This is a genomic window from Phenylobacterium sp., from assembly GCF_036263695.1.
Lineage (GTDB): Bacteria > Pseudomonadota > Alphaproteobacteria > Caulobacterales > Caulobacteraceae > Phenylobacterium.
In genome coordinates this window covers 1-6,265 of the sequence record NZ_DATAGM010000240.1, presented here as the reverse complement: position 1 = coordinate 6,265, position 6,265 = coordinate 1, and the positions used below count along the sequence as shown (strand labels likewise).

Annotated in this window: 7 protein-coding genes and 1 other RNA gene; 6 read left to right on the top strand and 2 right to left on the bottom strand. The window is 71.5% G+C overall.

Annotation, left to right across the window (positions count from 1 at the left end):
- Window positions 1–37: 37 nt before the first annotated feature.
- Window positions 38–784 carry a cytochrome c family protein gene (locus VHK87_RS09740; protein WP_329634703.1) on the bottom strand — a complete coding sequence of 249 codons (747 nt, stop codon included), beginning with the start codon at window positions 782–784 and terminating at the stop codon, window positions 38–40.
- Between the two features lie 116 nt (window positions 785–900).
- Here VHK87_RS09740 and VHK87_RS09735 point away from each other — a divergent pair, with 116 nt between their 5' ends.
- Both VHK87_RS09735 and VHK87_RS09730 read left to right on the top strand, forming a co-directional pair.
- Entirely contained in the window at window positions 901–1,638 is a 738-nt protein-coding gene (locus VHK87_RS09735) for a 3-deoxy-manno-octulosonate cytidylyltransferase (protein ID WP_329634702.1), read from the top strand.
- The gene (locus VHK87_RS09730; protein ID WP_329634701.1) at window positions 1,635–2,480 is read left to right on the top strand and encodes a prephenate dehydratase; all 846 of its coding nucleotides are present in this window, start codon (window positions 1,635–1,637) and stop codon (window positions 2,478–2,480) included. The genes VHK87_RS09735 and VHK87_RS09730 overlap by 4 nt, the downstream gene beginning before the upstream one ends.
- 43 nt (window positions 2,481–2,523) lie before the next feature.
- Here VHK87_RS09730 and nudC read toward each other — a convergent pair whose 3' ends face one another.
- Window positions 2,524–3,447 (bottom strand): NAD(+) diphosphatase, encoded by a 924-nt coding sequence (gene nudC / locus VHK87_RS09725; RefSeq protein ID WP_329634700.1) that lies wholly within the window; start codon window positions 3,445–3,447, stop codon window positions 2,524–2,526.
- Window positions 3,448–3,590: 143 nt separating this feature from the next.
- On the opposite strand from nudC, the gene ffs reads away from it, so the two are divergent.
- The 4 genes from ffs to VHK87_RS09705 form a co-directional block, all read left to right on the top strand.
- Window positions 3,591–3,689: signal recognition particle sRNA small type (gene ffs, locus VHK87_RS09720), an RNA gene on the top strand.
- Window positions 3,690–3,712: 23 nt separating this feature from the next.
- Window positions 3,713–5,515 (top strand): DNA polymerase III subunit gamma/tau, encoded by a 1,803-nt coding sequence (locus VHK87_RS09715; RefSeq protein WP_329634699.1) that lies wholly within the window; start codon window positions 3,713–3,715, stop codon window positions 5,513–5,515.
- A 4-nt stretch (window positions 5,516–5,519) separates the two neighbouring features.
- On the top strand, window positions 5,520–5,843 hold the full coding sequence (locus tag VHK87_RS09710; RefSeq protein ID WP_329634698.1) for a YbaB/EbfC family nucleoid-associated protein: 324 nt from the start codon (window positions 5,520–5,522) through the stop codon (window positions 5,841–5,843).
- 193 nt (window positions 5,844–6,036) lie between these two features.
- On the top strand, window positions 6,037–6,265 hold a 229-nt coding region (locus tag VHK87_RS09705), incomplete at its 3' end, for a calcium-binding protein (protein ID WP_414694137.1).

Sequence of the window (6,265 nt, the reverse complement as noted above, 5' to 3'; positions counted from 1 at the left end):
GAAGCCGGCCACGACCGAAGTTTGAGTAGGTTCCTGCCTATTTGGCGGCGGGAGCGGCGGCCTTCGCCGCCGGCGCGGCGGCGCCCGCCGCGGGAGCCGCAGCGCCACCCGCGGGAGCCGCAGCGCCAGCCGCAGGAGCCGCAGCCCCTTCCGTCGCCGGCGCGGCTGCGCCAGGCGCCGCGGGAGCAGCGCCCTCAGCGGCCGGAGCCGCCGCGCCGGCCGCAGCCGGAGCCGCGGCAGCGGCCGGGTTCGGCGGCGGGACGGCCAGGGTGCCGCCCTGCTGGGCCAGGTAGGCCAGCATGTTGATGCGGTCTTCCTGCTTCTTCAGGCCGACGAAGGTCATCTTGGTGCCGGGGATGTGCTTCTGCGGCGCTCTCAGGAAGGCGTCGAGCTCCTCCCACGTCCAGACCGGGTGCTGCCCAGCGTAGTCGGTGAAGGCCTGCGAATAGGCGTAGCCGCCCGCGCCGGCCGGCTTGCGGCCGACCACGCCGTAGAGGTTCGGGCCGGTGCCGTGCGGCGCGCCCGCGGCCACCACGTGGCAGCTTGTGCACTTGGCGAACACCGCCTGGCCGGCGGCCACGTCGGCGACGGGCAACACCGTGCCCCAATCCGGCGGCAGCTCGGCCTCGCCGCCGCCAGCGGCCTCCTCGGCCACGGCGATGGCGTAGCCCGGCTTCTCGACCTCGTGCACCGCGAACACGCCGTTGGCCAGCTCACGCAGCCCCACGAGGGCCAACCCCGTCGCGAGCACCGCGCCGGCGACCTTGTTGAACGTAAGGTCCATCGTCCTGAAATCGACCCTCTGATCGGCCGGCGACAATGCCGGCGCACGCGCGGGATTCCCCCGCCCCATGTTGCGTGCGCGTCTCTTACACGCTACCGGCCCAGGTGCAACCGGCCATGAATCCTATCGTTCTCATCCCCGCTCGCATGGCGGCCACGCGCCTGCCCGGCAAGCCCCTCGCCGATATCGAGGGTCTTCCGATGATCGTCCGCGTGCTGCGCAGGGCGCAGGCCGCGGGCGTCGGCCCGGTGGCCGTGGCGGCGGGCGATTCGGAGATCGTGCGCGCCGTCGAGGCGGCGGGCGGGACGGCGGTGCTGACCGATCCCGACCTGCCCTCCGGCTCCGACCGCATCCTCGCCGCCCTCAAGACGCTCGACCCGGCCGGCCGCCACGACGTGGTCATCAACCTCCAGGGCGACATCCCCTTCGTCGCGCGCGAGGCGGTGGCCGCGCCCGCGCAGCTGCTGGCCAGCGAGCCGCGCTGCGACGTCTCCACCATCGTGGTCGCCGAGGCCGACCCGGCCGAGCGCGCCAACCCGGACATCCCCAAGGCCGTCGTCGCCTGGGGGGCGGACGGGCGCACCGGCAAGGCGCTCTATTTCACCCGCTCGGTGCTCTACGGCGACGGGCCCGTGTGGCTGCACCACGGCATCTACGGCTACCGGCGCGAGGCGCTGGAGCGGTTCTGCGCCGCCCCGCCCTCGCCCCTCGAGACGCGAGAGCGGCTGGAGCAGCTGCGGGCGCTGGAGCTCGGCATGAGTATCTGGGCCGCCAAGGTCGACGAGGCGCCGATCAGCGTCGACAACCCCTCCGATCTCGAACGGGCGCGGGCCCACGCAAGGGAGCTCGCATGAGCGCAAAGCGCATCGCCTTTCAGGGCGAACTCGGGGCCAACAGCCACGAGGCCTGTCTGGCCGCCTTCCCGGAGCATGAGCCGGTCCCCTACGCGACCTTCGACGACGCCTTCGAGGCCATCCGGGCGGGCGAGTGCCAGCTGGGCATGATCCCGGTGGAGAACTCCATCGCCGGCCGCGTGGCCGACGTGCACCATCTCTTGCCCAACTCCGGTCTGAAGATCATCGGCGAGCGGTTCAAGCCGATCCGCTTCCAGCTGATGGCCAATCCCGGGACGAAGCTCGACAACGTCAAGACCGTCCAAAGCATGGCCATCGCACTGAGCCAGTGCCGCAAGACCATTCGCCGGCTCGGCTTTTCCACCGAAGCGGTGGGCGACACCGCCGGCGCGGCGCGCATGCTCTCCCAGCGGCCGGACCCCACCCGGGCGGCGATCTCGCCGGCGCTGGCGGCGGAGATCTACGGCCTGGAGATCCTGCTTCGCGACATCGAGGACGAGCGGCACAACACCACCCGCTTCCTGGTGATGACCGCCGATAAGGACCCGCCGCCGCCGCCGTTCACCGCGCCCTGCATCACCAGCTTCGTGTTCCGCGTCCGCAACCTGCCGGCGGCCCTCTACAAGGCGCTCGGCGGTTTTGCGACCAACGGCGTGAACATGACCAAGCTCGAGAGCTACATGGAGAACGGGACCTTCACGGCCACCTTCTTCTACGCCGAGGTCGACGGGCGTCCCGAAGACCGCGGCGTCGCCAGAGCCTTCGAGGAGCTGAAGTTCTTCTCCGAACGGTTCGAGATCCTCGGCGTCTATCCGGCGGACCCGTTCCGGACGCGGGGGTAGGAAGCTGCTCTTTCCTCTCCCATTCATGGGAAAGGAAACAGGCTCAGCTCTCCGCCCAGGCCTTGATCAGCTGGTGGGCGATGGCGAGGCGGCCGGGGGCGGAGGCGCCGTCGTATTCGCCGGCGATCAGGCGGCGGGCCTCTTCCTTCGTGAACCACTTCACTTCCGAGAGCTCGGTCTGGTCGGGGGCGGCCTGGTCGTCCTCGACCTCGGCGATCAGGCCGATCATCAGCGAGGACGGATAAGGCCAGGGCTGGGTGGAGTGGTACTTCACCTCCACGGCGTTGAGCCCGGCCTCCTCCATCAACTCGCGGGCGCAGGCCTCTTCGATGCTCTCGCCGGGCTCCAGAAAGCCGGCCAGGGCCGAGAACATGCCCTTCGGCCAGGCCGCCTGCCGGCCCAGCATGCAGCGCTCGCCGTGGAACGGCAGCATGATCACCACCGGGTCGGTGCGCGGGAAGTGCTCGGCCTCGCAGGCCGGGCACTTCCGCTTCCAGCCGCCGTCGACCACCAGGCTGGGCTCGCCGCAGGCCGCGCAGTGGCGATGCCGCCGACGCCACTCGAACATCTGCTTGGCGGTGGCCGCGATCGCCGCCTCGGCGTCCGGCAGGCGAAGGGCGATCTGGCGCAGGTCCTCGAACCGGCCCAGCCCCTGCAGCTCGCCCTCGGCCGGGTCGGTCCCGCCCTCCAGGTCGACGGCCCAGACGGCGGTGTCCTTCCAAAGGCCCATGAACAGCAGCCGCTCCATCCCGCCCGTCAGCTTGTCCGCCATCCGGGCCGGCAGGTAGGCGAGCTGGAAACCGCCACCCTCGGCCTTCTCCACCAGCGGCCGGCCGTTCCAGACGGCCAGCGCCAGCGAATCGGGCGCCTCCAGCTTCTCGGCGAGCCAGGCCTCGTCGCCCCGCCGCTCGCTGGCGCGGTTGAGCGGATTGCCTGCGAAGGTGTTCATGAAGGCCTTGAGCGGCATGCCGTTCTCCGATGGTGGCGCAAACGGTTAGCGGGGCCGGACGTAGCTGGGAAGATGCCTCGGATGCTGCGCTGCGGCGGTCTGACCGGGGCGGCGAGCGCAGCCGAGCTTGCGATCCGACGGCCCAGCCGCGATATTGGGGGCGGAGATCGGCGACGGGCGGAGTCCTCGCCAACCCGGTCAGGTCCGGAAGGAAGCAGCCGTAACGAGTTTCGCTCCGGGTCGTCGTCCGGTCTCCACCCAACCATTTCAGTTCAAGGGCCAGATGGCCGAAGACGACCTCACGCTCGAACCCGACCTGCCCGAGCGTGATCCCGACACCGCGGACATGTTCGGCGCGCCGCCCCGGGCTGCGGCCCCGCCCGCGGAGAGCGCCGCCTACACCGTCATCGCCCGCAAGTACCGGCCCAGGACCTTCGACGACCTGTTCGGGCAGGAGGCGATGGTCCGGACGCTGAAGAACGCCTTCGCGTCGCGGCGGATCGCCCACGCCTTCATGCTCACCGGGGTGCGCGGGGTCGGCAAGACCACCACCGCTCGGCTGCTCGCCCGGGCCCTGAACTACGACACCGACACGGTGCACGAGCCGTCGCTGGACCTGACGCAGGACGGCCGCCACTGCCGGGCGATCATCGAGGGCCGGCACATGGACGTGCTCGAGCTCGACGCCGCCAGCCGAACCAAGGTGGACGAGATGCGCGAGCTGCTCGACGGGGTGCGCTATGCGCCGGTCGAGGCGCGCTACAAGGTCTACATCATCGACGAAGTGCACATGCTCTCGACGGCCGCGTTCAACGCGCTGCTGAAGACCCTCGAGGAGCCGCCGCCGCACGCCAAGTTCATCTTCGCCACCACCGAGATCCGCAAGGTGCCGGTCACCATCCTGTCCCGCTGCCAGCGCTTCGACCTGCGCCGCGTGGAGCCGGAGGTGATCATGAAGAACCTGGAGATGATCGCCGAGCGCGAGGGCGCGCGGGTGGAGGCCGAGGGGCTGATGCTGATCGCCCGGGCCGCCGAGGGCTCGGTGCGCGACGCCCAGTCGCTGCTCGACCAGGCTATCGTCCAGGCCGAGGCCGGCCAGACGGTCACCGCCGCCACCATCCGCGACATGCTGGGCCTGGCCGACCGGGCCCAGACCATCTCGCTGTTCGAACAGGTGATGCGCGGCGAGGCGGGCGGCGCGATCGAGACCTTCCGCACCCTCTACGGCTACGGCGCCGACCCCGGCCAGGTGATGCTTGACCTTCTCGAGCACTGCCACGGCGCCTCGGTCGCCAAGGCGGTGGGGCCGCATGCGCTGACGCTGCCGAAGGAACAGGCGGCGCGGCTCGCGGCTATCGGCGCGGCGGTGTCGGCCGGCGTGCTCTCCCGCCAATGGCAGCTGCTGCTGAAGGCCTACGACGAGGTGCGCCGCGCGCCTGATCCGGCCGCGGCGGCCGACATGGCGCTGATCCGGCTGGCCTACGCCGCCGACCTGCCCGGGCCCGAGGAAGCGCTGAAGCGCCTGCAATCGGGCGAGCCGCCGACCGGCGGCGCGGGCCCGTCCGGCGGCGGGGGAGGCGGTGGCGGCGGCATGCACCAGGGCGGCGGCGGCGCCTCGGCCGTGGCGCGCCAGGCGGCTCCGCCCCGGCCGGCGCCGGCCGAAGCGGCGCCCACGCTGCAGCGGTTCGAGGACGTCATCGCCCTCATCGACTCCAAGCGCGACATCGCCCTGCGACTGGACGTGGAGCGGTTCGTCCGCCCGATCAGCTTCCGGCCCGGCGCCATCGAGTTCGAGCCGGCGCCCGGCGCGCCGGCCAATCTGATCCAGCGCCTGGCCTCCAAGCTCCGCGAATGGACCGGCCAGCCCTGGCTGGTGGCGGCCCAGGGCGGCGGCGGCGCCGAGAGCCTGTGGGAGCGCCAGAAGCGCGAGGAGCGCGAGGTGCTGGCCCAGGTCGAGCAGGACCCGTTCGTCCGCCAGGTGATGGAAGCCTTCCCTGGCGCCGAGATCCTGGGCGTGCGAACCCTCGCCGCCCCCGAGCCGGCCGCCGACGCCGGCGACGAAGCCGACAGCGAAGACGAGGACTAGGCCCATGAAGGACCTGAACGCCCTGATGAAGCAGGCCCAGGAGATGCAGCAGAAGCTGACCCAGGCCCAGGCCAAGCTCGCTGAGCTCACCGTGGAGGGCACCTCCGGCGGCGGCATGGTCACCGTGACGCTGAGAGGCACCGGGGAGCTCACCGGTGTGAAGCTGGACGAGAGCCTGCTAGCGCCCGGCGAAGGCGAGGTCGTCGCCGACCTGATCGTCGCCGCCCATGCCGACGCCAAGCGCAAGCTCGACGCCCAGCAGGCCGAGATGATGCGCGAAGCCGCCGGCCCGCTCGGCGCCATGGGCCTGCCCGGGCTGGGGTTCTAGAGGCGTCCGCTCCACTCTCCGCTCATCCTGGCGAAGCCGGGACCCAGACGGACTCCCGGTCCGCTCAGGAACTCGGATGGATTCCGGCTTCCGCCGGGAGGAGGTTACACGCACGCGCCCCGCCCGCCTCTAAGCCTATCTTAAGCATGCGTCGCTACCTTTTGTCGCAGGGCTGGGCGGAGGGGCGCGGCGGGTGGCGACATACACGGGCGACGGCGGCGCCAACACCCTCACAGGGGGCGCGCCGAACGACACACTTGCCGGCAACGGCGGCGCAGACCGCCTGGACGGCGGCGGCGGCAACGATTCGCTGAACGGCGGGACGGGTTTCGACACCCTGATCGGCGGGGACGGGAACGACCGCTTCTACGCCGACCGCAACGACTTCGACGTCTACGAGGGCGGCTCGGGCGTCGACACGG

Coding starts and splice junctions, on each gene's coding strand:
- VHK87_RS09740 (WP_329634703.1), bottom strand. CDS start 784: ATGGACCTTACGTTCAACAAGGTCGCCGGCGCGGTGCTCGCGACGGGG.
- VHK87_RS09735 (WP_329634702.1), top strand. CDS start 901: ATGAATCCTATCGTTCTCATCCCCGCTCGCATGGCGGCCACGCGCCTG.
- VHK87_RS09730 (WP_329634701.1), top strand. CDS start 1,635: ATGAGCGCAAAGCGCATCGCCTTTCAGGGCGAACTCGGGGCCAACAGC.
- nudC (WP_329634700.1), bottom strand. CDS start 3,447: ATGCCGCTCAAGGCCTTCATGAACACCTTCGCAGGCAATCCGCTCAAC.
- VHK87_RS09715 (WP_329634699.1), top strand. CDS start 3,713: ATGGCCGAAGACGACCTCACGCTCGAACCCGACCTGCCCGAGCGTGAT.
- VHK87_RS09710 (WP_329634698.1), top strand. CDS start 5,520: ATGAAGGACCTGAACGCCCTGATGAAGCAGGCCCAGGAGATGCAGCAG.